A 22,246-nucleotide genomic window follows, 5' to 3' on the forward strand; every position below is an offset into this window, starting at 1 on the left:
CAAGCAGGAATTTTCCTGTTGTTATAGGTGTTTTCCTATTGACATGATAGGACTATACCTACTATATAACACGCACTCATTTAGAAGTTTCAGCGAGGTCGCCATGGGTCACATTTTCCTGCATGATCTTTCCAGACCGGCGGGTCCGATGTCGGCACCACCAGCACCGCCACCTGTCAAACCGGCCCCTCAAGAGGATCCGATCGAGTGCGAGGCGGTCAGACGTCATGGCTGCGCTTTCTGGCGCGGTGACTGGCACGCCAGTGGCGGTGGTCGGGAGGTCCGTATCACGGCCCGTGAATTCGGTTATGGCGGACCGGGCTATTGTTTCTTCGAAATGCGCTGTGCACGCACCCGTAACCGTACGACGAGGCAGGACTGGTATCTGAACTGGCGGAATTTCACCCCGGCACCCGGCATGCGCCTGATTGCCGACTACCGGCCAAGACAGGAGATCTGTACATGAGCCGCCCAGCACCCCCTGCCCCCGTCCGCGCCGACCTGGTTGCCGACTGCCAGCACATGGCCACGTCCGCCATGGGCATTGCCGCCGACCTTGCCCGTATCGGCGAGCAGGAGTGTGCCGGAACGCCGTGTACCGCAGACGCACTCGCCTATATCAGGCAGCGCATCGAGGCACTGGCCGGATTTGCCGGAGCAAAGTTTTAGGGGAGTTTTACTCCGCTCCCGCCAGCAGCCTTCGGCTGCTGGCGGGAGCGATAAACAAGAACCAAAATCACGGCGCCCGGTCGGGTAACAGGGCGATCGAGCGGGCCAACGGTGAGGTAATGCGCTCGCGCGAGTACCATGGCGCCAGCACATCAGGACCCGTCAGATCGGCGTTGCGGGTCAGGAAGTCTGCCGCGTTGTCATGCGCGGATGCTTGCATGCGTTCGGCAATCAGGCTGACAAACGCCATAGTAATGGTGGCGTTGAACTTCGATGTGTCACCGGCTGCCGCGGCCAGCGTTTTGATACCGCGCGATATGATACCGACTGCCTCCACATAGTCATGCCGCATCAGCGCTTCATAGGCCACGCCGACATGATCTGTGTGAGAAAAGTCCTTCGGGGCCAGTGTGCCGGCTCGCAGCCGCTGCAGCTTGTCGAAATAATCCACCATCAGGCATCTCCTTCGCTGTCACTGGTCCGATGGCTGTCCTCGGCAGTCAGGTCGAGGTCATAGACGCTTTTCAACTGGTTGATCTTGCCGATGGTCTCAGCCGAAAACGGCGCCCTGCCCTCAAAGGCATGCAGGGCCATGGCTTCGATCAGTTCGGCCACCGACATGTCGAGATGCTCGGCCAGGCCCTTCAGAACTTTCAGCAACCGTTTTTCCAGCCGCAGACCAGTTTGGATACGTTCGATTTTCTTCATGAGGCATGTGTATAATTTTGGTACCAAGGTGTCAAGATTGCTTTATGTCACTCGCGCAAGCAGCCTGACGGCTGCGCTCCGCTAGGGCGCACTTCGTGCGACGGCCAGTCGGCCTTGCCTCGGCACGTCCCGTGCCAGGGGTCATTCCGCTCGCGCAAGCAGCCTACGGCTGCGCTCCGCGGGGGCGCACTTCGTGCGGCGGCCGGTCGGCCTTGCCTCGGCACGTCCCGTGCCGGGGGTCATTCCGCTCACGCAAGCAGCCTGACGTCTGCGCTCCGCTGGGGCGCACTTCGTGCGACGGCCAGTCGGCCTTGCCTCGGCACGTCCCGTGCCAGGGGTCATTCCGCTCACGCAAGCAGCCTGACGTCTGCGCTCCGCTGGGGCGCACTTCGTGCGACGGCCAGTCGGCCTTGCCTCGGCACGTCCCGTGCCAGGGGTCATTCCGCTCACGCAAGCAGCCTGACGTCTGCGCTCCGCTGGGGCGCACTTCGGGCGACGGCCGGTCGGCCTTGCCTCGGCACGTCCCGTGCCTCGGAGGAGTTCATCACTACTGTTGTTCGGGGTCGGAGAACGGCGCGAAGCACGTAGTGCTGAGCAAAGCTGTTCGACCACCAATAACCAAGCTGCTGGCGTGAGCGGAATGAACTTTCTTGACTCATAAACAGAATCATAGATAATATTTATCCATGATTATTTCGAGAGGCCCACATGAAACTCGGTGACGGAGTTGAGCAGGCGATCCATTGCGTGACAGTGCTGGCAGCGCTGCCGGAAGACGGCCTACTGTCAGCCGCCTCGCTGGCGGGGTTGCATGGTGTTTCGACGAGCTATCTGCTCAAGCACCTGCAAGTGCTGTCGGGTGCCGGCATTGTCGGCACGGTGCCGGGGCCGCGGGGCGGTTACCGGCTTGCCAGGCAGCCGGGCGATATCAGCCTGCTTGACATCGTGCTGGCCGTTGAGGGGCCGGAGCCTGCGTTTCGCTGCAAGGAAATTCGCCAGAACGGGCCCGACCCGCTGCCGCAAAAGTATTTCGCCGCCCCCTGCCAGATCAACGCCGCCATGCTGCGCGCCGAACGCGCCTATCGCAGCGAACTGCGCGGCGTCACCATCCAGGATCTGATTGACCAGGTGCAAGCAGCAGATGACGGCGCCATTGCCGCGCGCGGCTGTGCGTTTCTTGCCGGCCATCTGCGCCAACCCAAACCCAGTTCGTGAAAATGGAAATTAGTAAAGGAGTATCCCATGCAATCGCGTCTTGATTACCTGAAAGCATCGCCGGACGCCTACCAGGCGGTGCTGGCCCTTGAACTGTTTGTATCCAAGCAGTCAGGCCTTGAACCGCGCCTGATCCACCTGCTCAAACTGCGTGCATCGCAAATCAACGGCTGCGCGTTTTGCGTCGACATGCATGTCAAACATGCTCGCGAAGACGGATTGAGTGAGCAATGGCTCGCCCTGGTGTGCGTATGGCGCGAGGCCAGCGTGTTTGATGCGCGCGAGCGGGCCGTGCTGGGCTGGACCGAGGCGCTGACCAATATCAGCACCTCCGGCGCACCCGATGCGGATTATGAAGAACTGCAAGCACATTTTTCCGAGGAGGAGATCGCCAAGCTGAGTGTCGCGATCGGCACCATCAATGTGTGGAACCGGCTGGCTGTCGGCTTCAGGACCCCGCATGCAGTTGACCAGGCGGCCTGACGGCCGCTGGTTTTTGCTGGTCGAACAGCTTTGCTCGCTGCGCTCGCGCCGTGCTCCGACCCCGAATAACGGCTGTGCTGAACTCCTCCGAGGCACACGGTGCCGAGGCAAGGCCGACCGGCCGTCGCACGAAGTGCGCCCCAGCGGAGCGCAGCCGAAGGCTGCTGGCGTGAGCGGAATAAGGCAAACCATGAAGCGAGGATGAGTTGCTCGACCAAAGAAATGCGGAACAACACACCGCGCTCAATGCCCCCTGAACGCCGCCAGGAACAGATTGATTGCCTCATTGGTACGTCTGTCCCGGCGGCGGACCTTGGCAGTAACCTGTGAATGCGGAAGCGCCGGCAGATCCAGTTTTCCGCCGATATCGACAGTACCGGCAGGCGCCAACCTTGTCGCCAGCACCGTTACACACAGGCCGGCACATGCTGCGGCCCCCACTGCCGCAACGCCTCCGCCGACAAAGGTCTCCCGCCAGTCGATACCGGCGTCATCCAGCGCATGGGTCGCCAGGGTTCTGAGACCACAGGCGGATGACAATGTGGCAATGGACAGGGGTTCGCCCTTGCGATGCAAAAATTGCGGGGCAGCCAGCCAGCTGACGGGTTCCTCGAACAGGACCTTTCCGGTGCGCATGTCATGCTCGCGCCGGAAAACAACCGCATCAAACTGCCCGTCCCCGAATGCCTCCAGCAGGTCGCGCGACGCGGCAATGCTGACTTCAAGGGACAGCGCCGGATCATAACGGGCAATCGTCTGCAGCATCTTCGGCAGTTCCGGGCCTGCAACATGGTCGCTGATGCCGATGGTTACACGCGCCGGCTGTTCCGCGTTTTGCCCGGACAGGGCCTTGTCGTGAGCGTTCAGCAGGTCACGGGCCAGATCAATGAAGGCCTCACCCTTTTCAGACAACTGCACGTGGCGCGGCGTACGATCCAGCAGCCGGTAGCCAAGCCGGTCCTCCAGCTTCTTGATTTTCAGACTGATGGCCGCCTGCGCCGTTTGCAGGCCGTCGGCGGCGCGGGTGAAGCTGGCCAGATCTGCCACCAGCACAAAGGCGCGAACGGCATCAAGGTCGAGGGATTTCTTCATGTCATATGATTTTCGAATGATTGAAATAACGATTCATATGTTGATTGAATAATTGAATACTGTCTAGCCTTGATCCTCCGCAAAGGAGACAGCACATGTTCATCAAGCAATACCGACACCGACTGCCGGCGGACTACGACATGTCGATCATCCGCTCAAGGGTCGCGAAAGGCGGGCCGGTGTTCGACGATCGGCCCCACCTGGCGTTCAAGGCATTTTCCATTGAAGACGCCGGGCTGATGGGGGCGACGGACAACGCCTATTCGTCGCTCTATCTGTGGTTCGAGATCGAGGCTGTCGTGGATTTCCTCTGGTACAAAGGTTTCCAGAACGTGTTCGACACATTCGGCAGGCCGACGGTCGAGACATGGCTCGCCATCGATGCAGCCAGGGGCCCCTCGGAAAACGCCACCATGTTATACCGTGAAGACGGCGACATGCCGCGCGGCCAGTCGCTGGCGAGCTTGCGCGCATCTGAAACCGACCGCAACCGGCAGGCCGCTGCCCGGCCGGGCACGGTTGCCTCAGTCGTCGGCATCGAGTTGGCCACATGGCGCATTGCCCGCTTCACGCTTTGTGAAACCACCAGCACGGATCACGCCGGCCATATGGCCTATCAGGTCGCCCATCTCGCCAAGCCCGGCCTGGACAGGCTGAGCACATGAACTGTCAGGAGACCGCATCATGCCGTTGACAAAAATCTCCGTGCGCCAGGGAAAACCGCCCCGCTACCGCAAAGCCGTCATGGACGGCATTTACAAGGCGATGCGCGATACGTTCGATGTGCCGGAAAACGATCGCTTCATGACCATTACCGAACACGACGAAGCCGGTTTCGACTATGGCGCAGACTACCTGGGCATCCAGCGTAGCGATGACCTGGTGATTATCCAGATCACCGCCAACAACACCCGCACGGTCGAACAAAAAAAGGCGCTCTACGCCGCCATAGCCGACAATCTCGGCACCGATCCCGGCGTGCGCCCGGGCGATGTCTTCATCAACCTTGTCGAGGTTGTGAAGGAGAACTGGTCCTTCGGCAACGGCGTGGCGCAGTATGGGTGATAGTGGTCGAACAGCTTATCCGCCTCCGGCGGGCCGTTCTCCGACCCTGAACTAGTGTAATGATGAGCTCCCCCGAGACACGAAGTGCCAAGCCAAGGCCGACCGGCCGCCGCACGAAGTGCGCCCCAGCGGAGCGCAGCCGACAGGCTGCTGGCGTGAGTGATGTAAAACAATGTAGACTTGCGCCCATGACAAGCAGCAAACTTCTGCAGGTCGGCATTATCGGCAGCGTTATAGCGGCGCTGTGCTGCTTCACGCCGGTTCTGGTCGTGTTGCTGGGCGCGATCGGGCTGTCGGCACTTGTTGGTGTGCTCGACTATGTACTGCTGCCTGCACTCGCCATTTTCGTTGCAATCACGGTGTATGCCCTATGGAAACGCAAGACGGTTCAGCCGAACTGACATCGACCATCACCTGCCCCGAATGCGGGCATGTCGAAACCGAGACCATGCCGACCAATGCCTGCCAGTGGTTTTATGACTGCAAAGGGTGTAGCGCGGTTCTGCGCCCCAAACCGGGCGACTGCTGCGTCTACTGCTCCTACGGCACGATGCCCTGCCCGCCCATCCAGCAGGGCGACAGCTGCTGCGACGGCGGGTGAGTTTGGGGAGAGTCATTTTTTGTGGTCGAACAGCTTTCTTCGATAGTTCGTGCCTTGTTTTATTCCGCTCACGCCAGCAGCCTTACGGCTGCGCTCCGCTGGGGCGCACTTCGTGCGGCGGCCAGTCGGCCTTGCCTCGGCACTTCGTGCCTCGGAGGAGTTTATCACAACGTTTGTTCAGGGTCGGAGAACGGCCCGCCGAAGGCGGATAAGCTGTTCGACCAATATCAAAGCAACACTATCGTCGACCGCCCGCAGCCACGGCGCAGGGCATGGACATCCGCCAGTTCCGGATCATTGATCCAGGCAAGACCGGCCGCGTGATCCGGGAAGGTCAGGATGGCTGCCATGTCGGGCAGCTCTGTATCGCCCTCAATCACCTCAAGCTCGCGCGATGCCTGCAGCACCGCGCCGCCGTGTTTGGTCAGCGCATCGGCTGCCTTTTCGCGGTAGGCCGCAAGGCTTTCAGGGGTTGTGATATGCAGGTTGACGATGGCGTGCGTGGTCATGGGGCAAATCCTTCAGGTTGGTTTGTGGCATCACCCTACGCACGCATTCTCTGTTCGAAAATACGCTATACTTGCGGATATATTGTGCAATAATGCACAGACCATGATTGACTGGAGTGACCTCAGGTTTGTGCTGGAAACCGTTCGCCAGGGCGGCCTGAGCGGAGCTGCGCGGGTACTCGGGGTCAATCACGCCACCGTGTCACGGCGGATCAGTTCAGCGGAAACCGCCGCCGGTGCCTTGTTGTTTGACCGGCTGCCGGGCGGTTACCGGCCAACCGAAGCCGGCCTCGAGGCGGCGCGGGCCGCAGAAGCCATGGAAGAGGCAAATTCGACATTGCGCCTTGCCATCGGCTCACGCGACCAGGCCCTGAAAGGCCCGCTGTCGTTTACCGCACCGCAATTGCTGATAGAGCGCATGCTGGCCCCTCTGCTGCCGGAATTCTGCACACAGCACCCGGACATCGACCTGACTATCCTGGCCGCAAACGAGGCGCTTAACCTGGCCCGGCGCGAGGCGGATGTCGCCATTCGCATTTCCAGATCTCCGGCGCCAACGCTGCATGGTTCGCAGGTGGCGGAGCAGCGCTCGGCAATTTACGTCAGCCATGACTACGCGGCTTCGCTAAAAGCGAACCCGGACAAGCCTCTCGACTGGATCAGGTTTGCCCACTGGACCCGCGTACCCTACGAGGTCAGGACGGCATGGCCGGACATACGCGAGGTGCTGACACTGGATGATATGTCGGCTGCGGTCGGAACCGTGCGCGCCGGGCTCGGGGCGACCAGGATGCCATGCTTTCTCGGTGACCCGGACCCTGAACTGACCCGCCTGCCCGGCCTAGCCACCTTCGATTATCCCGGCATCTGGGTGCTGACCCACCGCGACCTCCGATCAGTGAAAAGGATCGAAGCCTTCATGCGCTTCATGTCCCGCCGCCTTCGCCGGCTGCGACCGGTATTTACCGGAGAGGCTGGAGGTTGACGCAGATCGCCAATCACTGGTGTGCTGGGTTTACTCCGCTCACGCAAGCAGCCTTACGGCTGCGCATATTTGCTGGTCGAACAGCTTTCTTCGCTGCGCTCAGGCCGTTCTCCGACCCTGTACAACCGTTGTGATGAACTGCAATCCGAGGCACGAAGTGCCGAGGCAAGGCCGACCGGCCGCCGCACGCAGTGCGCCCCCGCGGAGCGCAGGCGAAGCCTGCTTGCGTGAGCGAAGCAAAGCCCTGTCCGACCGGCGAAAACTACTTGTCCTGCCCGGTTTCCTTCAGGAAGCGCGCCATGCCGCGGACGTTTAGTTCGCGCCAGTTGTCGTAGCTGAGCCAGTCCTTGTATTCCTCCATCTTCACCGAAGCTGCAAGTTCATCGACCGTGCTGCCGCTCTTGAGACCGGCGAGAACCCGTTCGCGCAGTGTCTCCATGTAGATGCGGGCATCTGCGGCATCAGCCTTGACGCCGACATTGCCGTGAGCCGGCGCAAATATCTCGAAGTCGAGTGTTTCGATCTTCTTGACCTGGTTTATCCAGCCATCGATGTCGGAGCGCGGCATATCGCGGAACGGCAGGCGCTTGGGCGATGCGGCATCAGTGATGAAAGCAACGTTTTCCGGCCTGACGACAACCGCTATCAGGTCCTCACCGTGGCCCTTGCCGAGCCATGTCAACTCGAAGGTCTTGCCGCCGATCTCGAGTGTCTTGGTGTTGTCAAAGCGCTCGTCCACCGCGACGCCGTCAATGGCGTCAGGGGCATTGGCCTGGGCGATGACCTTGGCGCCGGCATCGACAAAAACCTTACCGCCGGAAGCGTGATCAAGATGGCTGTGGCTGTAGATCAGATGGGTGATCGGCTTGTCGGTGATGGTTGACAGATTATCCTTCAGCCAGCTTGCGGCATCGGCGTTGATCGGATCGACAATGACAATGCCGTCATTGGTCACGGTGACCAGCGAGAAATGAAACTTGTTCTGGAAACGATAGACGTCACCGGCAACCTTGGTGATTTCCCGCTTGATGTCCTGGGCACCGGCAACGCCCGCGAACAGGCAGACCGACACCAGCACGGCGACTCGGATAAGAGATTTCAACATGATGGGCTCCTTGTGCGGTTTCCCGGTGCTGCAACTGCAATAATCAGGATGACATGCGGTGTGCACCACGGGCCCCAACCAACCTGACGTTAGCAAGGCGGCCGGAAGACAACAAATGACAAGATCGCGACTAGTCCGGCAGGCCCCGGGCCGCTGCCGCCCTGCTGATCTCAACCGTGGTGTGGTCGATGCCGAAGCCTTCTTTCAGGACGTGCTTGATGGATTGCCGCACCTGGTCAACATCGGCACCGTCACCGATCTCCGCCTCAAGCGTCGCCATGGGGCGTTCCTGGGTGATCGACCAGGCGTGCACGTGATGCACGCGGATGACGCCCGCTACTTCCGCCGTGATGGTTTCGGCGACCTTGCGTCGGTCGAAGCCTTTCGGAGCGCCTTCCAGCAGGATGTGGCCGGCTTCGCGCACCACATGCCATGCCGAGCGCAGGATAATCAGGGCAACCAGTACCGAGAGCAGCGGATCAATGGGCATCCAGCCGGTGAAGATGATCACCAGCGATGCGGCCAGCGCCGCCACCGAACCGAACAGGTCTCCGGCCACATGCAAAGCAGCCGCGCGGACATTGAGGTTGTCGCCCTCCCCGCGTGACAACACCCAGAACGCCAGGATGTTGACCATCAACCCACCAAGAGCGACCCACAACATCAGCCCGCCGATGACCTCGACCGGCTGGTTCAGGCGTTTGTACGCCTCAAGACAAATCCAGCCGGCAATGACGAACAGTGTCAAGCCGTTGACAAAGGCGGCCAATACCGAGAAGCGGTCGAAGCCATAGGTGCGGCCCTCATCGGCCGGGCGCCGGGCCAGGCGAAAGGCGAACCAGGCCAGAACCAGCGCGGCAAAGTCGGTCAGCATGTGACCGGCATCGGCGAGCAGCGCCAGCGATCCGGAAACAACGCCGCCGATCACCTCTGCGATCATGAATCCGCCGGTCAGCAGGGCCGCAATACCGACCGCGCGCTGGTTTTGCGTGCCGTGTACGTGGCCATGGCTGTGGTCATGATCGTGATGCGCCATTGCATGTCACTCCTGATTTGGACAAGCGAGAAGCCGTACTGTTGCACACATGAAGGTGCTTACTTCTGATAAGGCTCGCCGATTGCCGACGGCGGCGATGACCTGCCCACAAAACCGGCCAGCAGCAGTACGGTCATGATATAGGGCAGCGCCAGCATGAGCTGGGTCGGCGCCTCGCCGATCAGCGGTACTTCAACGCCCTGCAACCGGGCGCTGGCGGCTTCAAGAAACCCGAACAACAGGCAGGCGAGAAGCACCGGCACCGGACGCCAATTGCCGAAGATCACCGCAGCAAGTGCAATATAGCCCTTGCCAGCCGACATCTCGCGGACGAACCCTGCGCCCTGCGCGGTTGACAGGTAAGCGCCGGCCAGGCCGCAGAACAGGCCGGTCAGAATGACCGCCCGGTAGCGCAGCCAGGTAACGGAAACCCCTGCGCTGTCCACCGCCTCCGGCACCTCCCCGACGGCCCGCAGGCGCAGACCGAACCTGGTCTTGTACAGCAACAGGGCCGTTACCGGCACCATAACCAAGGCCACATAGACGAGGATGTTGTGATTGCTGATGAGCTCCCGGTAGATCGGACCGATGGCCGGAATGGCGTCAAACGCATCGACGAACCACCATTCGATGGGGCGAAAGCGTTCCGTGTTGCCGAGTGGTGGTGTCTGCCCGCCCTGCCGGAACAAGGCAATCCCGACGGTGACCGTCAGACCGGATGCCAGCATGTTGATGGCCAGGCCGCTGACAACCTGGTTGCCGCGATGGGTGATGCAGGCAAAGCCGTGTATCAGCGCCAGTACCACGCAAGCCGCAATCGCACAGATCGTGCCCAGCCAGACCGAACCGCTCAGGGTTGCAACGGTTGCCGCGACGAACGCGCCCATCAGCAGTTTGCCCTCCAGTGAAATGTCGATGATGCCGGAGCGCTCGGAAAAGATACCCGCCATGGCGCACAGGATGAGCGGCGTTGCCACCCTGAGCGTGGCATCCAGCGTCAACAGGAACTGGAAGGCGAAATCCGACATCACACCTCACCTGCGGCCGGTTTCGCCCGCACCAGAAACCGGGCCAGCAATCTGGCCAGCGGAGCGGAGAACATGTAGGCGAGCGCGCCGGAAAACAGGACGATCATGCCCTGTATCAGGAGCACGATTTCCCGGGTGATCGACTGAAACTCGAAGTCGAGTTCCGCACCGCCCTGATACAGCGCGCCGAACAGCAGGCTGGCGAAGAATATGCCGACCGGATGATTGCGCCCCATCAGGGCGATGGCGATGCCGGCAAAGCCGTATCCGGAGGTGAAGTTCAGAACCACGCGATGCTGCACGCCGAGAATTTCGTTGGTGGCCATCAGCCCGGCGCAGGCACCTGACACGGCCAGGGCAAAGACGATGACCAACGGTACGTTGATGCCGGCATAATGCGCCGCCTTCGGGTTCTGCCCGACAGCGCGGATTTCATAACCGATGCGGGTCTTCCAGATCAGGACCCAGAACCCGAACAGTGCCGCCAGCGCCAGCGGGAAAGACAGGTTGAGCGGTGATGCCGCCACGTTGAAAGATAGAGCATTCAGCATGTCATGCAGCTTCGGCATCTGCCCGGATACGGCGAACTGTGCGGTGTGCGGCGACTGCTGTCCCGGCTGCATAAGTGCGCCTGCCAGCAGCCAGACCATGATCGCGCTGGCGATGAAATTGAACATGATCGTGGTGATGACGATATGGCTGCCGCGATAGGCCTGCAGGTATCCCGGCACCAGCCCCCACACGGCGCCGAACAGGGCAGCGGCAAGGATTGCAAGCGGAATGACCAGCACCAGCGGCGCCATGGGCGCCAGCCATAAAGCCACCAGCCCTGCCCCCAACCCGCCTATATAGGCCTGGCCCTCGCCACCGATATTGAACATCATCGCGTGCGCAGCAACCGCCACGGCAAGGCCGGTGAAGATGAAATTGGTGGTGTAGTAGAGCGTGTAACCCAGGCTGCCGGGATAGACGAAAGCGCCCTTGATCATCACCACGATGGCGACAAACGGGTTTTCGCCCAGCGCCAGCACAATCAGCCCACACACCAGGAGCGCCACGATCAGGTTGATCAGCGGCAGGACAAAAACATCGGCCCATCGGGGCAAGGGTGGTGCCGGTGTCATGGCGTTGCCGCCTCCGCAATACCGGCCATCATGGTACCGAGGCGGTCCCTGCCCGCGTCCGCACTGTCCAGGATGCCCATCTGCCTGCCGCCGTTCATGACCATGATGCGGTCGGACAGCCCAATGATTTCATCAAGCTCGGCCGACACCAGCAGGATGGCACAACCTGCATCGCGCAGGGCCAGCAGCTGCTTGTGGATGAACTCTATGGCGCCGACGTCGACACCGCGGGTCGGCTGGCCGACAATCAGGATTTTTGGATCCGTGTCGGTTTCACGGGCAATGACAAGTTTCTGCTGGTTGCCGCCGGAAAAATTCCGGGCGGCAAGCGCCGGGTTGCCGGGCCTGACGTCATGGTCCGACATGAGCTTGTTGCAATGGCTGGCAATGGCGTCTTCGTCGAGAAAGTATCCCGACCCGTAATCTTCAGACTGGTGGTAGCCCAGAATGGCATTGCCCTTGGCATCGAACGACAGGATCAGGCCGAACTGGTGCCGGTCCTCGGGAATGTGGGCAATCCTCAGATCGCGGATCTGCGCCGGGGTCTTGGGCGCACCCGGGGTGATGGTTTCGCCCAGCAGCGCGACCGATCCGGCCTCGAATTTCCGCATCCCGGCGATGACCTCCAGCAACTCTGTCTGGCCGTTTCCAGACACGCCGGCAATCCCGAAAATTTCACCCGATCGGACATCGAAGCTGATATCGCTCAGCACCTGCCTGCCACGCGACGAGGTGCAGGCAAGACCCGACACCTCCAGCAATACGTCACCGGGATGGGCACTGCCGCGATCGACGCTCAACAGCACATCGCGGCCCACCATCATCCTGGCAAGCTCGGCCGGGCTGGTGTCCTGCGTGCGCCGGTGCCCGACGATCTCACCATGACGCATGACCGACACGGCATCGGTTATCGCCATGATCTCATCGAGCTTGTGGGTGATCAGCAGTACCGTTACCCCGTTGCGCTGCAGGGCTTTCAGAACCTCGAACAGCTTGTCGGCTTCGCCGGGTGTCAGCACGCCGGTGGGTTCATCGAGAATGAGAATGCGGGCACCGCCCTTGATGGCCTTGATGATCTCGATTCTCTGCCTGATGCCGACCGGCAGGTCGGCAATCACCGCGTCGGCGTCGACCTCCATGCCGTAATCGTCGGCAAGCTTCTGCAAGGTGTTCAGGGTTTCGCGCTTGCCGGCGCGCAGCAGCGGCCCGCCCTCGCTGCCCAGCATGACATTTTCCAGCACCGTCATGTTGGACACCAGCATGAAATGCTGGTGCACCATGCCGATACCGAGATTAATCGCATCGGCGCTGGAGCGCAGTGAAACCGGCTGGCCGCCAACATGCATCTCGCCGCTGTCGGCCTGGTAATGGCCGTACAGGACATTCATCAGCGTTGACTTGCCGGCGCCGTTTTCCCCGACAATGCCATGGATGGAACCGGCCTCGACCCGCAGCGACACATCCTGGTTGGCCCTGACCGGGCCAAAGGACTTGCAGATATCGATCAGCTCGATGGCAGCATCCGGACTGGTCTTGTCATGTTGCACTTGCGCGAAGCTGCCTGCGGGATCAATTCGGGCAGGAACTGTCGCTGCGATAGTCGTGCACGGTTATTTTTCCGGCAACAATGTCGGCACTTGCCGCTTCGATCCTGGCCTTCATGTCATCGGAAATCAGCTTGGCGTTGTGTTCATCGAGCGCCCAGCCGACACCTTTCTCGGCAAGCCCCAGTGAGCGCACGCCGGTCTCAAACTTGCCGGACATGGCATCTTTCAAGGTTTCATAGGCGGCAACATCGACGCGCTTCAGCATCGAGGTGAGGACGGAACCCGGCGCCAGATGGTTCTGGTTGGAGTCCACGCCGATTGAAAACTTGCCCGCATCGGCCGCTGCCCGGATGACGCCAATGCCGGTGCCGCCGGCTGCCTGGTAGATCACATCCGCACCGCGGTCGATCTGGCTCTGGGCAAGCTCTGCCCCTTTGCCGGGATTGTTCCAGGCCGCAGGCGTGGTACCGGTCATGTTCTGCAACACTTCCATGTCGGCCTTGACCTTCTTCACACCCTGCACATAACCGCAGGCGAACGCGCGGATCAGCGGTATGTCCATACCGCCGACAAAGCCGACCTTACCTGTCTTGGACGCCAGGGCTGCGGCCATGCCGACCAGGTAGCTGCCTTCATGTTCCTTGAAGGCATACTGGCGCAGGTTCGGCTGGTCGAGCCAGCTCACATCGATGATTGCAAACTTCTTGTCCGGGTGTTCAGCGGCCACCTTGTTGATCGCGTCTGCCTGGGCGAAACCAACGCCCAGGATCACGGTTGCGCCGCGCTTGGCCATACGCTGCATGGCCTGTTCGCGCTGGGTTTCGTTGGTGACTTCAAAGTCCATGACCTTGACGCCGGTTTCTTCTTCAAAGCGCTTGATGCCGTTGTACACGCCCTCATTGAAGGATTTGTCGAACTTGCCGCCCATGTCGTAGACAACGGCAGGCTTGAACTCCTCGGCCCAGGCCGCGCCGGACAGCATGGCGAAGATACCGACAACGATAATTCTCAGAATGTTTTGCATTTTCCCTCACCTGTTTTGGCCATGCAGTTATCTGCACTTTCAGTTACCCGTATTTTATGCCAGCCCGATTTCCTTCAACCTCTGTGCAAGATAGTCGCCCGCTGACAGGCCTTCCGTCAGCTTCACATCCGGGCGTGGATGCACAAACAGCGGCATGGAGTACCGCGACCGGTTGGCACTGTCAGGCGGATTGACCACCTGGTGCCTGGTTGAAGGATAGTATCCGCCCGAGGCCCTGGCCAGCATGTCACCGGCATTCACCGTGATATAACCGGTCTGGCACGGCACATCGTGCCAGTTGCCGTGCTTGTCCTGTGCCTGGAGCCCGGGTTCGCTGCCGGTTACCAGCAGCGTAATCAGGTTGATGTCCTCGTGTGCCGCCGCACGCATTTCGCCGGGCTCCGCATCGTCCTCGACCGGCGGATAATGCAGGACCCGCAACAGGTTCTGGGTGCTTCCATCCACCATACCGGTAAGCGGTTGCGAGAAATCCGCCCTGACATCGTCAGGTGTGCTCTCGTCCAGCCAGCCGAGCAGCAGGCGGCCGATCTCCATCATCCTGGCATGGAAGGCGCGGGTTTCGGCTTCCACGTCGGACGGGACCGGCGAGGTCTCGTAGACATGGTAGAATTCCTTCAGGTCCTTGTGTGCGCTGTCCTTGGCATTTTCCGACTTGAAACCATAATAGCCATGCATGTCGCCGCGCTGCGCGGCGAACTCATGCTTGGCATCGCCGGCGAAAAACTGCTGCCAGGCTTCATACATGCGGGAGATCTCGCCCGGTTCGACGGGGTGGTTTTTCAGGATGGCAAAACCGGTCTCGTGCAGGGAGGTGACAAACCTGGTACCGGCATCCGGGTCACTGCAGTCGATGGCAAGTACGTTGAAGTCGGACATGTATCCCTGTTTCTTTCAAAATCCGCTACTGACAGTCTCCAGGAACAAGTCACGCACCGCATCCACCTCAACGCCGGTGCAAACCGACGTGGCCGGCCGGTCCGAACCTGCCGCGCGAACAGTGCGCCCTGTTTCCTCACCGTCGACGATAACACGTAAGGGCGCGCGTTCAACTGCAAACAGATCAGGCCGGACAATCGACACAACAGCGCTTGGATCATGCATATAGCAGCCATCAAAACCATCGACCTCACGATGAAACTCAAAATAATGCTGTACTGCGTCATTGAGAAAACCGCCAAGAACCGGGGCCGGTTTGGCCAGATGCGCAAAATGCGCCGGCGTGCATTTCACCTGATGCGTCACGTCGAGTCCGACCATGGTGACGTCCCAGCCCGCTGCAAAAACCACGTCGGCGGCATGCGGGTCCTGCCAGATATTGGCCTCCGAAGACGGCGTGACATTGCCGCCTGCGTCAAGGCTGCCGCCCATGACAGTGACAGACTTGACCTTGCCGGCAATGGCCGGATCCAGTTCCAGCGCCCGGGCCAGGTTGGTCAGCGGACCTACCGGGCACAGGACAATCTCGCCGGGGTTTTCCGAAACGCTGCGGCAGATGAATTCCGCCGCGGTTTCATCCACATGCTGTCCGGCGGGCGTGATCGGCGCCACGTCACCAAAGCCTTCGCGCCCGTGCACCTCCCAGGCAACCGGCCTGGCGGGCTGCTGAACGGGCGCGTCTGCCCCGCGTGCAACCGGCACGTCGAGGCGTGCCATTTCCACAAGCGCCTTGGCGTTGCGGGTGGCGATGTCCGTGGTGACATTACCGAAAATGCTGGTCAGTCCGACCAGTTCAATGTCGGGACAAAGGCAGGCAAACAGCACTGCCATAGCATCGTCTATACCGGGATCCGTATCGATTATGACTTTGTGCACGGTCAGGCTTCCTGTTGTTTCAGAAACGTTTCAACGTCTTCGCGGGCCGGAATGGCAACAGCGGCTCCGGGCCGGGTGACCTGCAGAGCACTGGCGGCTGACGCATAGCGCAGCGATTGGCCTATCTCAGCGGCCTGACTATGTCCTGCCAGGAAGCTACCCAGAAAGGTGTCGCCGGCGCCCGTTGTATCCACAGCGTCCACCTGGAATGCCGGGTGATGGTGCCTCTCGCCGTGGCTGTGAAACTCAACGCCCTTGCTGCCCTTGGTGATCAGGATTTCAGGAACGGCAATCTCCGAGACCTCCACTCCCAGAAGCCGGGCAGTTGCTTCCGCTTCAACTTCGTTCACGGCCAGAAGGTCAATCTTGTCTATCAGTTCAGCAGCAGTGTCGGCGACAAACGGCGCGGCACTGTAGGCAACCTTGAAGCCGGCGGCTTTGGACTGATCGACAATGTCTGCCAGCAGGTTGGTTTCGTTCTGGACAAGCACCCAATGATCGCCGCCGTGGCAGGCCTTGAACGCCTTTTCAATCTGTACCGGTTTCAGGTCCTGGTTAGCACCGCCGAAAATGACAATCTGGTTCTCACCGGCGTCATCCACATAAATGACCGCATGCCCTGTCGGGTCTGCAGATTGCGCGATGTGGGATGTATCGATACCGAAGTTTTTTACCTGCTCCATGGTCCAGTGATCATCACCGCCCACCGCACCGACGTGAACAGGCACCTGCCCGGCCCGGGCGATGGCAATCGACTGGTTGATGCCCTTGCCGCCCAGCAGTTTCTGGTACGAAGAGGCAACCAGGGTCTCACCCGGCGCCGGCATCTCCGCCACCCGGTAGACATGGTCGACATTGATGGAACCGAAATTGAAAATCATGGGCGATATATGGGCAGGGCTGGCCTGGCAGGTCAACCGCGTTGAGCCGGCAGGACGACGTGTCGGCTCGTTCAAATTCTCCGAACCATGAGACTGAAATCACCGCTCCGAATATTCGTCCATAAGCGTCTGTAGCTCTTCGGGAGACTCTGGATTTCTAGCAAAACTGTGAACGGCAGGTACACTTGCCCAGGGCATTTTCTCGTCTGTCATCAATTCAATGAACGGCTCAAAAGACGCGGCTTCGCTGAGCACCGAGGTGCGCAGGTTAACCCGCTGGTTGGCTCCGTCAATTCGAGAGAAAACGAAATTCAGGCATGATTTGCAGAAGTAATGCGTTCGCCCGCCTGAGCCGAGGCCGCCTTTGATCAGTTCCCCCGTATAGGAAAAACCGTCACTCGGGAACATCGTGGTCAATGAGTACGCGCTTGCGCTTAGTTTCTGACAGTCGCGACAATGGCATGCCAAAGTCAGAAGCGGTGATGCAGTCACTTTGATCTGCACTGATCCACAAAGGCAGGCCCCGGTCAGGGGAGGCTTGGGAAGCACCATTAGAACTCTTTCTCCTTTTTTGAATTAACTCAACGATAACAGGCGTTTGACGCGGACACCCAAATGACATCCAGGTCCGCATTGTGGTCACTTTTTGAAACTGCAATGAACTTCCATTGTGAGCCCAAATTGACCGATCCCAGGTGTCTTATTAGGCTTTATGTACCCGCGGCACAGAGGACGGAATAAAGGGGGCAATTGTGAACGACCGCGCAAACATCGTGAGTCTGATCGTATCGATGGATACCAGCAAGGATGTCGAGACCATTCGTGAGCAGCTTGTTGTGTACGCAGAACAGGCCTTGCCGACCATGGTTGAGTGCTTTCCCGACCTCAGGACGTGGCGTGGCCGCCAGGCCATAATATACACGGCGATCAAGTTCGCCAGGCACTCAAAAACCGCAAAACAACTTGGCTTCATGGGCCTGAAGGACAAGAGCAAGCGGGTGCGTCAATGCGCTTGCGCTCTTGCGGCCTTCTCGTTGGACCCTGACTTTCTTCCAGAACTGGACACGTTGCTTACAACGTCTGACATGGAATCCGCGGCCGATGCTGAAGCCGCAATCAACGCTATTCGGGGCCAATCCCACCACTTGTTCATGGACCGTCAGAACACCGGGCGAGTCAGATGGAATGTCGCGGGATCAGGCATCGACAGTTGAGCCAAGATAGATCAAGAACGCCTGCCTTGTCCACGCAGTTACTGCCCGCTGAGCACCTGGTTCAGTTCAACAGAAATGTTGGCGTTGTAGGGGTGGGCACTACTGCTCGCGAGCGCGTAGGGTGTCTGCCCGCCGCCATACATGTTTGCCTTTGCATCAAGATTGGCACCGTAACCGATCAGCAGACCGGCCAGGTCCGCGGCATTGAGCGGCATTCGCTGGCGATGGCTTTCCACCCCGTTTGCCCCGAGATAGTGCAGCAGTGTCGCCCGGTGACCGTAGGCTGATTGCTCATTGGCCAATTGCGGGTCCTTATCCAGTCGCTGCCGAAGTTTCTTGATCTCACCGGCCTGCAGCTCATCCAGGGCCTGTTCGAAGTGGTTGGGTGATGCCGAGTTGCCCAAAGCGTCGACTTCGTGCCAGTCCCTGAACCCGTACTCGCGAGCCATTGTCAACAGAGCTTCCTGCAGACTCAATCTCGCATTCATGACATCGCCAAGCGACCGGCCGCTTGCCTCCGGCCACCAGGACATCAGATGCATGCGAACACGCTGGTCGCCTGCTGCGTGTGCCGCCTGCAAGACACCGGCTTGTCTTGCCAGTTGTGCGCGAATAGGCAGCGCCCGGAATGCCTTGTCCTGGAGGTAGGGATGAAGCGCTTCAACCTCTGCGACTTCCGGTGCGACATAGACTTGCATTTGAGTGCTGGAACTCATTGTTGCGGTTGAGCGGACTGTTGGGCCGCCGATGAGTCTGGCGTTTCAGCCGGCCCGGCCTTCAAGCGTGCAATCTCGGCATTCGCGGTGGCGAGTTCAATGCGCGCGGTTTTTGCCGCTGCCCGGGCATCGGAAGTTTGCCGCTTTGCCGTGGCCAGTTGTTTGCGCAATGCTTCTGCCTGTTTGGTCAGCTTTTCGTTTTCGGCACGGGCCTCCCCGGTCTCAAGGGAAGCTGCTGTCAGCATTTTTTGCGTTTCGGCCGGACCGGCATTTGCCTTGGCCAGTTCGGCTTCCAGGTCCGCGATATCCTTGTCAGCGGCTTGCGCTTCGCCGCGATACTTCTCGGCAGAAGTTTTTGCGGCAAGGAGTTCCTTTTTCAGAGTTTTGTTGGCAGCCAACGCAACGGCCAGCTTTCGACCGGCAGCTTTTCGCGCCCGTTCGGATTTCGCAAGCGCTGCCCGTTCGGTCTTTACCTGCCCGGTCTGGCTGGCAGCGGCAGGCCCATCCTTCTCTTTCGACAGGTTCGAACAGCCGGCCAGGGTTATGGCAACGGCGCACAGCACTCCTGCTCCGGTGAAGAAAACGCTACGGTGATTGCGGCGGTGTGCCAGTTTCAGATTGTGATCCGTCATGATCGCTGTATTCCCACATTTCAACCGCCGTCACATGGTGAGCAAATCCTGAATGAATTTGCTTGCTATTTAACGAGTTTGCCCCAACGTCAGTAAAAACGGAGTTCAGAAAGACGGTTAACAATTGATTCACAAATACCACCGGATCAGCCTCCCGCAGCCGTGCAGGAGACCGTCCGTTCATAGTGATTTTCATCAATCAGATTCCGTCCACAGCGAAACGGCGTCGATCCGGGCGATCAGGAAAGCATGTCCGGATTGTCCGCCAGCGCCTCGTGATAATGCGGTTGAAAATGCAGCCAGCCGATGTATTCGCTGCCGACATGTTCTCTGCTGTATCGGGCCTTCTCCGGCGAGACGAGTACAGGCTTGATGCCTGTTGCCTCCAGCACGAGTTGCTGCTGGCAGCATCGTTCGAGAGCCAGGAACCAGAATGCCGCAGCATCAATGCTGTGGCGGCTTGCCGTCAGCAGCCCGTGATTACGATGGATCGCGGCCCGGTATTTTCCAAACGCGGCCGAGACCTTGTTGCCTGCCTCGACTTCAACGGCAACCTTGCCCGCCTCCTCGTCAATCACACAGTGGTCTTCAAAGAACGCCGCCGCGTCCTGGCTGATCGGGTCCAGTTCCCGGCCGGTTGCCGCCCAGGTCGTGCCATAGATCGTGTGAGCGTGGCACATGGCAACAATGTCGGGATGATCCTCGTGGACGGCGGCATGAAGCACGAAGCCGGCCCGGTTTACCGCATAATCGCCTTCCACCACCTGGCCGTCATGATCCACCAGGATAAGGTTCGACAGGCTGACAGCCGAAAACGACACCGCCATGGGGTTGGTCCAGTAGAGATTCTTGCGCTCCGGATCGCGCACCGTCAGGTGTCCTGCAAAGCCGTAGTCGAATTTCTGTTTCGCAAACATGCGGCAGGCACCGACGAGATGTTGCTTGCGATATTGACGATCCTCTTCCGGGCTGGAGAAGGACGGCATTTCCGGAAAGATCAACCCGTCTTGGGTGGGCTCGTAGAGCGATGGTCTGGACTGTATGTTCATGCGCTGTCTGTCCTCCGGATGAAATTCTCGCCTGGTCCGGGTATATGGACAGGCCCGATCCGGCAGGTCAACCGGGTCAGACCGACAGATTTCCCCCGTTCAACACAAGATACGCCAAAAGCCCAATCCCCATCAGCCCCTGAACGACAATGACGGCGTACCAGAAGTTTGGCCTTTGTCTGTGCGGCGAGGGTTCGCTGACAACCGCCATCTGCCCGCCGGACTTTTCCCGGAGCCATTTTACCTGCGACGCCGGCATAACCAGCTTCACATCCGGTGCACTGAGGAATTCAAGTTCATAGGACTTTGAATTCAGGTACCAGAACTGTTGCCAGCCCTTGATCTCGGCATACGGAATGAACAGCGGTTTGTGGAAGAACGAAAACGGCGGGATGACGCTTAGTGCAAGGCCGTGCTCGTGAACGCCAATGGTCAGCAAGCCGTTATAGGATTTCGAGGCGACGCCTTTGCCATACATGACGGCGTGCTGGAAGTAGCGGGTTTCGATGGGACGCCGCCACGGGGCCTGGTAAAACTCGCCGAGATAGCGCCAGCGGTAGGAATCCCTGAAACAGATGAGATAGAGGGCGCCGCCAAACACGGTAAGACCAATCAGCATGAGCCAGGCCTTTTCGATCATTTCCGCTATTGTCATCAATCCACTTTCCGTACCATGCGTCCTGTTCGACCGCTTTTCCTGTCCGTTTCCTCCCGGATGGGTGGATCGAAGGTACGGAAACAACTTTAAGATTTGCTGAGGGATATTGCTTTTGCGGACGATGGCTCCCAGCCAATCGGCACGCGGCTGTCACCGTATAATCCACCGGCTTGGGTTCGGTTACAGCAAACAACACGGCCATTGCTTCACGTGTCGCTTCTCGATTTCAGGTTTTCCTGGTGTCGTCGATGATGTTCATTGTCGCGACGCCGCTATTGCCCAACTCGACTTTCGCGAAAGGACCGCCGTGGCACATGTTGCCGGGGTCCTGGCTGTCCATTGGTTGCGTTTCGGCCAAAATCTCTTCTGCAAATCGTTCCGCATTGTCCTTTGGCCGGTAACCGAGGAAGCTGGCCTTGCTGTTGTCCACCGGCACGCGGTCGTTGTTGGACACACCATAGACGACTGAAAATCCGGTAACTGGTGTTTCGATACTGCGTTGCGTCAGTTGGATCAGGTCGTCGTAGGACAGCCAGGAGCCAAGAGCGCGGGCATTGGTGACCTGCGCACAGGACAAAATCCGCATATGCACGCTCTCAAGGCCGCGCTTGTCCCAGTACATCGAACCCAGGTCCTCCGCAAAGCACTTGGCCAGGCCATAGAAGGTGTCGGGGCGATGGCGGACTTCGGTGTCGATAAAATCAGTTTTCGGATGCATCCCCACGGCATGGATCGAGCTACCGTAGATCACCCGTTTCAGCCCGTTCTGATAGGCCGCTTCCCAGATGTTGTAGGCACCGACAAAGTTCGGTCCCAGCAGCTTTTCAAACGGGCCTTCATCGGCATAGGCCCCCATGTGAACAACCATCTCGGCGCCCTGGAGGACTCGCATCATGTCATCAAGACTTGCCAAATCGCCCTTTGCATAGACCTCGCCCTCATAAAGCGAGCCGATGTCATCAACGATGTCGGTTGAGACGAGTTCGTCGCACATGGCGGACAGCGGCTCGCGCAGGTAAGATCCAAGCCGGCCAGCGGCCCCGGTAAGAACAAGTTTTTTCATCTGATTGGA

30 protein-coding genes are annotated in these 22,246 nt (G+C 59.6%); 10 read left to right on the forward strand and 20 right to left on the reverse strand.

Annotated features, from left to right (window positions below; genetic code table 11):
* Positions 1-148 precede the first annotated feature (148 nt).
* Positions 149-466: a hypothetical protein gene (locus DHN55_RS15360; RefSeq protein ID WP_337660371.1), complete on the forward strand. Its 318-nt coding sequence runs from the start codon at positions 149-151 to the stop codon at positions 464-466.
* Positions 463-669: a hypothetical protein gene (locus DHN55_RS15365; protein WP_108882344.1), complete on the forward strand. Its 207-nt coding sequence runs from the start codon at positions 463-465 to the stop codon at positions 667-669. Before DHN55_RS15360 ends, DHN55_RS15365 begins: the two co-directional genes overlap by 4 nt.
* A 67-nt stretch (positions 670-736) precedes the next feature.
* Here the strand turns inward: DHN55_RS15365 and DHN55_RS15370 are convergent, their stop codons facing one another.
* A complete protein-coding gene (locus DHN55_RS15370; RefSeq protein WP_108882345.1) occupies positions 737-1,123 on the reverse strand; it encodes a hypothetical protein in 387 nt (128 codons plus the stop codon).
* Positions 1,123-1,377, reverse strand: a complete 255-nt coding sequence (locus DHN55_RS15375; protein WP_108882346.1) for a hypothetical protein — start codon at positions 1,375-1,377, stop codon at positions 1,123-1,125. Before DHN55_RS15375 ends, DHN55_RS15370 begins: the two co-directional genes overlap by 1 nt.
* A gap of 708 nt (positions 1,378-2,085) precedes the next feature.
* On the opposite strand from DHN55_RS15375, the gene DHN55_RS15380 reads away from it, so the two are divergent.
* Both DHN55_RS15380 and DHN55_RS15385 read left to right on the forward strand, forming a co-directional pair.
* Positions 2,086-2,592: an Rrf2 family transcriptional regulator gene (locus DHN55_RS15380; RefSeq protein WP_108882347.1), complete on the forward strand. Its 507-nt coding sequence runs from the start codon at positions 2,086-2,088 to the stop codon at positions 2,590-2,592.
* A gap of 27 nt (positions 2,593-2,619) precedes the next feature.
* Positions 2,620-3,075 (forward strand): carboxymuconolactone decarboxylase family protein, encoded by a 456-nt coding sequence (locus DHN55_RS15385; RefSeq protein ID WP_108882348.1) that lies wholly within the window; start codon positions 2,620-2,622, stop codon positions 3,073-3,075.
* Positions 3,076-3,318: 243 nt separating this feature from the next.
* Here DHN55_RS15385 and DHN55_RS15390 read toward each other — a convergent pair whose 3' ends face one another.
* Positions 3,319-4,167 (reverse strand): LysR substrate-binding domain-containing protein, encoded by an 849-nt coding sequence (locus tag DHN55_RS15390; protein ID WP_108882349.1) that lies wholly within the window; start codon positions 4,165-4,167, stop codon positions 3,319-3,321.
* 95 nt (positions 4,168-4,262) lie between these two features.
* Here DHN55_RS15390 and DHN55_RS15395 point away from each other — a divergent pair, with 95 nt between their 5' ends.
* The 4 genes from DHN55_RS15395 to DHN55_RS15410 all read left to right on the forward strand — a co-directional run bounded on the left by DHN55_RS15395 (position 4,263) and on the right by DHN55_RS15410 (position 5,833).
* Positions 4,263-4,832, forward strand: a complete 570-nt coding sequence (locus tag DHN55_RS15395; RefSeq protein ID WP_108882350.1) for a DUF4865 family protein — start codon at positions 4,263-4,265, stop codon at positions 4,830-4,832.
* 19 nt (positions 4,833-4,851) lie between these two features.
* Entirely contained in the window at positions 4,852-5,232 is a 381-nt protein-coding gene (locus DHN55_RS15400; protein ID WP_108882351.1) for a tautomerase family protein, read from the forward strand.
* A gap of 188 nt (positions 5,233-5,420) precedes the next feature.
* A complete protein-coding gene (gene merF, locus DHN55_RS15405) occupies positions 5,421-5,633 on the forward strand; it encodes a mercury resistance system transport protein MerF (RefSeq protein ID WP_108882352.1) in 213 nt (70 codons plus the stop codon).
* Positions 5,603-5,833 carry a GDCCVxC domain-containing (seleno)protein gene (locus DHN55_RS15410; protein WP_108882353.1) on the forward strand — a complete coding sequence of 77 codons (231 nt, stop codon included), beginning with the start codon at positions 5,603-5,605 and terminating at the stop codon, positions 5,831-5,833. The genes merF and DHN55_RS15410 overlap by 31 nt, the downstream gene beginning before the upstream one ends.
* A gap of 227 nt (positions 5,834-6,060) precedes the next feature.
* On the opposite strand, the gene DHN55_RS15415 is transcribed toward DHN55_RS15410, so the two are convergent.
* Positions 6,061-6,342, reverse strand: coding sequence for a DUF1330 domain-containing protein (locus DHN55_RS15415; RefSeq protein WP_108882354.1), 282 nt, complete (start codon positions 6,340-6,342; stop codon positions 6,061-6,063).
* Positions 6,343-6,445: 103 nt separating this feature from the next.
* Here DHN55_RS15415 and DHN55_RS15420 point away from each other — a divergent pair, with 103 nt between their 5' ends.
* Positions 6,446-7,327 (forward strand): LysR family transcriptional regulator, encoded by an 882-nt coding sequence (locus tag DHN55_RS15420; RefSeq protein ID WP_337660372.1) that lies wholly within the window; start codon positions 6,446-6,448, stop codon positions 7,325-7,327.
* Between the two features lie 262 nt (positions 7,328-7,589).
* Here DHN55_RS15420 and DHN55_RS15425 read toward each other — a convergent pair whose 3' ends face one another.
* The 10 genes from DHN55_RS15425 to DHN55_RS15470 form a co-directional block, all read right to left on the reverse strand.
* Positions 7,590-8,432, reverse strand: a complete 843-nt coding sequence (locus DHN55_RS15425) for an MBL fold metallo-hydrolase (RefSeq protein ID WP_108882356.1) — start codon at positions 8,430-8,432, stop codon at positions 7,590-7,592.
* Between the two features lie 130 nt (positions 8,433-8,562).
* Positions 8,563-9,468 (reverse strand): cation diffusion facilitator family transporter, encoded by a 906-nt coding sequence (locus tag DHN55_RS15430; protein WP_108882357.1) that lies wholly within the window; start codon positions 9,466-9,468, stop codon positions 8,563-8,565.
* 59 nt (positions 9,469-9,527) lie between these two features.
* Positions 9,528-10,496, reverse strand: coding sequence for an ABC transporter permease (locus tag DHN55_RS15435; protein ID WP_337660373.1), 969 nt, complete (start codon positions 10,494-10,496; stop codon positions 9,528-9,530).
* A complete protein-coding gene (locus DHN55_RS15440) occupies positions 10,496-11,620 on the reverse strand; it encodes an ABC transporter permease subunit (RefSeq protein WP_108882359.1) in 1,125 nt (374 codons plus the stop codon). Before DHN55_RS15440 ends, DHN55_RS15435 begins: the two co-directional genes overlap by 1 nt.
* Positions 11,617-13,167 carry an ABC transporter ATP-binding protein gene (locus DHN55_RS15445; RefSeq protein ID WP_337660374.1) on the reverse strand — a complete coding sequence of 517 codons (1,551 nt, stop codon included), beginning with the start codon at positions 13,165-13,167 and terminating at the stop codon, positions 11,617-11,619. The genes DHN55_RS15440 and DHN55_RS15445 overlap by 4 nt, the downstream gene beginning before the upstream one ends.
* Positions 13,168-13,189: 22 nt before the next feature.
* Entirely contained in the window at positions 13,190-14,191 is a 1,002-nt protein-coding gene (locus DHN55_RS15450) for a BMP family ABC transporter substrate-binding protein (RefSeq protein ID WP_108882360.1), read from the reverse strand.
* A gap of 54 nt (positions 14,192-14,245) precedes the next feature.
* Positions 14,246-15,088, reverse strand: a complete 843-nt coding sequence (locus DHN55_RS15455; protein ID WP_108882361.1) for a 2OG-Fe(II) oxygenase family protein — start codon at positions 15,086-15,088, stop codon at positions 14,246-14,248.
* A 15-nt stretch (positions 15,089-15,103) separates the two neighbouring features.
* The gene (locus DHN55_RS15460; protein ID WP_108882362.1) at positions 15,104-16,024 is read right to left on the reverse strand and encodes a nucleoside hydrolase; all 921 of its coding nucleotides are present in this window, start codon (positions 16,022-16,024) and stop codon (positions 15,104-15,106) included.
* A gap of 2 nt (positions 16,025-16,026) precedes the next feature.
* Positions 16,027-16,905 carry a PfkB family carbohydrate kinase gene (locus tag DHN55_RS15465; protein WP_108882363.1) on the reverse strand — a complete coding sequence of 293 codons (879 nt, stop codon included), beginning with the start codon at positions 16,903-16,905 and terminating at the stop codon, positions 16,027-16,029.
* A 99-nt stretch (positions 16,906-17,004) separates the two neighbouring features.
* Positions 17,005-17,457: a GFA family protein gene (locus DHN55_RS15470; RefSeq protein ID WP_108882364.1), complete on the reverse strand. Its 453-nt coding sequence runs from the start codon at positions 17,455-17,457 to the stop codon at positions 17,005-17,007.
* A 200-nt stretch (positions 17,458-17,657) separates the two neighbouring features.
* Here DHN55_RS15470 and DHN55_RS15475 point away from each other — a divergent pair, with 200 nt between their 5' ends.
* Positions 17,658-18,119 carry a hypothetical protein gene (locus tag DHN55_RS15475; RefSeq protein ID WP_337660375.1) on the forward strand — a complete coding sequence of 154 codons (462 nt, stop codon included), beginning with the start codon at positions 17,658-17,660 and terminating at the stop codon, positions 18,117-18,119.
* 38 nt (positions 18,120-18,157) lie between these two features.
* Here the strand turns inward: DHN55_RS15475 and DHN55_RS15480 are convergent, their stop codons facing one another.
* From DHN55_RS15480 to DHN55_RS15500, 6 genes are all read right to left on the reverse strand, one after another.
* Positions 18,158-18,817, reverse strand: coding sequence for a hypothetical protein (locus tag DHN55_RS15480; RefSeq protein WP_108882366.1), 660 nt, complete (start codon positions 18,815-18,817; stop codon positions 18,158-18,160).
* 14 nt (positions 18,818-18,831) lie between these two features.
* Positions 18,832-19,467 carry a hypothetical protein gene (locus tag DHN55_RS15485; RefSeq protein ID WP_108882367.1) on the reverse strand — a complete coding sequence of 212 codons (636 nt, stop codon included), beginning with the start codon at positions 19,465-19,467 and terminating at the stop codon, positions 18,832-18,834.
* Positions 19,421-19,663: a hypothetical protein gene (locus tag DHN55_RS22410; RefSeq protein WP_337660376.1), complete on the reverse strand. Its 243-nt coding sequence runs from the start codon at positions 19,661-19,663 to the stop codon at positions 19,421-19,423. The genes DHN55_RS15485 and DHN55_RS22410 overlap by 47 nt, the downstream gene beginning before the upstream one ends.
* A 43-nt stretch (positions 19,664-19,706) precedes the next feature.
* A complete protein-coding gene (locus DHN55_RS15490; protein ID WP_108882368.1) occupies positions 19,707-20,516 on the reverse strand; it encodes a class II aldolase/adducin family protein in 810 nt (269 codons plus the stop codon).
* Positions 20,517-20,592: 76 nt separating this feature from the next.
* Entirely contained in the window at positions 20,593-21,171 is a 579-nt protein-coding gene (locus tag DHN55_RS15495) for a hypothetical protein (RefSeq protein WP_337660377.1), read from the reverse strand.
* Positions 21,172-21,400: 229 nt separating this feature from the next.
* Entirely contained in the window at positions 21,401-22,237 is an 837-nt protein-coding gene (locus DHN55_RS15500) for an NAD-dependent epimerase/dehydratase family protein (RefSeq protein WP_108882370.1), read from the reverse strand.
* Positions 22,238-22,246: the final 9 nt, after the last annotated feature.

Origin of the sequence: Anderseniella sp. Alg231-50, assembly GCF_900149695.1 — a bacterium.
Taxonomy (GTDB): domain Bacteria; phylum Pseudomonadota; class Alphaproteobacteria; order Rhizobiales; family Aestuariivirgaceae; genus Anderseniella.